This window comes from Acinetobacter nectaris CIP 110549, from assembly GCF_000488215.1.
GTDB lineage: Bacteria > Pseudomonadota > Gammaproteobacteria > Pseudomonadales > Moraxellaceae > Acinetobacter > Acinetobacter nectaris.
In genome coordinates this window covers 1-1,801 of record NZ_KI530724.1, presented here as the reverse complement: position 1 = coordinate 1,801, position 1,801 = coordinate 1, and the positions used below count along the sequence as shown (strand labels likewise).

The 1,801-nt window shown below is 29.9% G+C and carries 2 protein-coding genes and 1 pseudogene; all 3 read left to right on the top strand.

Annotation, left to right across the window (positions count from 1 at the left end):
• A pseudogene (locus tag P256_RS08770) lies at window positions 1-372 on the top strand (RepB family plasmid replication initiator protein); the annotation flags it as partial.
• A 65-nt stretch (window positions 373-437) separates the two neighbouring features.
• Window positions 438-890: a plasmid replication DNA-binding protein gene (locus tag P256_RS08765; protein ID WP_023273332.1), complete on the top strand. Its 453-nt coding sequence runs from the start codon at window positions 438-440 to the stop codon at window positions 888-890.
• 76 nt (window positions 891-966) lie between these two features.
• Entirely contained in the window at window positions 967-1,485 is a 519-nt protein-coding gene (locus P256_RS08760) for a GNAT family N-acetyltransferase (RefSeq protein WP_023273331.1), read from the top strand.
• Window positions 1,486-1,801 lie beyond the last annotated feature (316 nt).

Here is a 1,801-nt window from a genome sequence, read left to right as displayed (position 1 = left end):
AACTTTAAGTCAAATGTGCTTGATAAGGCTATTAAAGAAATTAACACTTATACGGATATTACTGTTGAATACATTCAATTTAAAAGCGGCCGAGTTATTACTGAAATTCAGTTTAAGGTGAAAACAAAAAATAAGTCGCCTCAATCAAAAATTAGAAAGACCTTTGACCATGAAAAATTTCAAGAATTAACCGATGCTCAAATTAATATGTTTGGTAATAAACTTGCTCAATTACCAGAATTAGCTTACTTAGCAAAGGGTAATGAGAGTTATGAAGCTTTGGCAAGTCGAATTAAAAATATGTTGCGAGATGAATCTAAACAAAAAAAACTCATACCTTACCTAAAAAGTTTAGGTTTTTTTGCAAAATAGTGATGTAGCCTACTACATATATTTTAATGTAACCTAGTAGACATAAGTTTACATGAGAGAAAGTCGTGAAACCTCTATCAGTTATTGAGTTATCTGAACTGTATAAAATAAATAGACAAACAATCTATAAGCGTATAAAAAAAGGTGACTTATCTAAAAATAGTGATGGTAAAATTGATCTTTCAGAAGCCATCAGAATCTTTGGTGAGCCATCTGTCGATCTAAATAATGATGTAGCCACGTTACAGTCTACTAGGATACAAAAGGAAACAGAGGTAGACATCTTAAAACAGCAAATAGACATCCTTAAAAAGCAATTAGATTTGGCCCAAGAAAGGGAGGTTTTTCAGCGTGAACAACTTCAGGTTAAAGATGAGCAAATACAAGCAATACAGTTTTTATTAGGTGAGCCAAAACGAAAAGAGAGTATAGATCCTCTATCAGAAGAGAATTTAGTACGAGAATACGAAGAAGATACAAAACCCAAAAAAGGTTTCTGGAGTCGACTTTTTGATTAAAAAAAATGGAGCTTTAAGCTTCATTTAGATTTCTATGTTGGTTATATTAGATGTAAATTAAAAAAACTAATAAGATATGAAATCTAATTTAATTCTTACAAAGTGGAAAAATAATCATCTAAATAGTTTAGTTTTACTTGCGAACAATCCTAATATTGCTAGAACTATGGGAGCAAATTTTCCTTTCCCTTATACTGAAAAAGATGGAATTCAATGGATTAATGTTGCAAACTCGGAACGATTTCATAGTTGGGCAATAGAAATAAATACGGAGCTTGTTGGAGGTATAGTAATTAAAGTTACTAAAAATATAGCTCCTTACTCTGGAATTATATTCTACTGGATAGGCGAAAAATTTTGGGGAAAAGGAATTGCTACAGAAGCAACTAAAATAGCCATTAGCATTGCCTTTAATGAATTACAGTTCGAAAGACTTGAAACTTCGGTACTTCCTTGGAATACTCAATCTATTAAAGTATTAAAAAAGTGTAACTTTTTTAAAAATATTATCCGAAAAAATATAATAATTAAGTGGGGAGAGCCTATTGAATGTGATATTTACGTTCTAATAAACCCGAATCCTATCTACGATTAACTAAGTAGAGAATGTTGTCGTTTAGCTTAATGGAAAGCTAAATAAAATGGGAGCTAATGGCTCCCATTTTTAATATTTCGTATAAGCAGTATTATGTTAAGTTTAAAAAATATGAAAAAACCGATTAAAAGGTGGTTGCTTATCTCTATTCAATAAGTAGTTCTTTTACATTTGAGCCCAATAAACCATGTATTTGACTTTTTAAATCACTTTGGAAATTACCAGATATAGATACTCTTTTTAGTTTAAAAAAATTATTTCTTTTAAATAAATCTATATCAAGTTGATAGTGAATATCTGTATTTATAATATCAAG

Bases quoted from the DNA above. Each gene is read 5' to 3' on its own strand.
- P256_RS08760 (WP_023273331.1), top strand. From the start codon at position 967: ATGAAATCTAATTTAATTCTTACAAAGTGGAAAAATAATCATCTAAAT.